Here is a 1,122-nt window from a genome sequence, read left to right on the forward strand (position 1 = left end):
GGCGGATTCAAATGTGAAGTGCAACACCCTTGAATTCAATGGATGAGGGTGGAGTGCTGGGGAGAGTTGATCAGTAGCTCTCGATAAACCGACAGCGGTGATCGTACCCCAAGGCCCTTGCGAGGGCGGTTGTTGATTTCATCAGCAATCGCATCAAGTTGCTCTTGGCTGTAGATGCTCAGATCCGTGCCTTTGGGCAGGTACTGGCGCACCAAGCCATTCATGTTCTCGTTGGAGCCACGCTGCCACGGGCTGTGTGGGTCACAGAAGTACACCGCCACGCCCGTGTTGGCGGTCAATTGCTTGTGTAGCGCCATCTCCTTGCCCTGGTCGTACGTCATGCTTTGGCGCATGGGCTGCGCAATGCCCAGCAGCTTATCTGTAAAGGCTTGCATGACATTGGCTGCACTGGCTGGTTTGAACGCAGGCAACTTGACCAGCATGAGCAGTCGGCTGGTGCGCTCGACCAAGGTGCCTACGGCACTTGCATTGCCAGCACCCTTGATGAGGTCACCTTCCCAATGCCCTGGGAACTGCCGATCCTCAACTTCAGGCGGACGTACGTGGATGCTGAGCATGTCTGGGATCTGTCCACGACGATCCTGTTCTTTGCTACGGGGCAGCCGTTTGTTGTGAGCATGGCGCAAAGTGGCAATCAATTCCTTGCGCAACTCACCCACGGGCTGGGCATAGATGCAGTTGTAGATGGTTTCGTGCGACACGCGTAGCTCATGGCCTTTGGGGTACAGGCGTGCAAGTGTCAGCGCAATTTGCTCTGGTGACCAACGCAAACGCAAGAAATGCAATACCAAGAACCACAAGATCCCTTGTGAATGAAGCTTGGGATCAGATCTTGTGCTGCGTCTTCTGTAAAGCCACTGCTGTTGCGCTTGCCTGCTGGCATATCCATCGCTGGATACTGAGTTGCGAGCAATCTCACGGCTGACGGTGCTGGCACTGCGCCCTAGCAAACGCGCAATGCTGCGTACGCTATGACGCTGCAGCAGCAAACTGGCTATGGTGACTCTGTCTTCTGGTTGAAGTTGGCGATAGGACGAACGACTTGCTGACATCTGCTGACCTTAACGGTTGCAGGTGTTGCACTTCACATTTGAATCCGCC

General features: G+C 55.0%; 1 protein-coding gene. It reads right to left on the reverse strand.

Features of this window, described 5'->3' with window-relative positions:
• Positions 1-35: 35 nt before the first annotated feature.
• Positions 36-1,073 carry an IS30 family transposase gene (locus HF327_RS21805; RefSeq protein ID WP_198462437.1) on the reverse strand — a complete coding sequence of 346 codons (1,038 nt, stop codon included), beginning with the start codon at positions 1,071-1,073 and terminating at the stop codon, positions 36-38.
• Between the last annotated feature and the right edge of the window lie 49 nt (positions 1,074-1,122).

It is taken from the genome of Comamonas suwonensis (assembly GCF_012844455.2).
In the GTDB taxonomy this organism is placed as follows: domain Bacteria; phylum Pseudomonadota; class Gammaproteobacteria; order Burkholderiales; family Burkholderiaceae_C; genus Comamonas; species Comamonas suwonensis.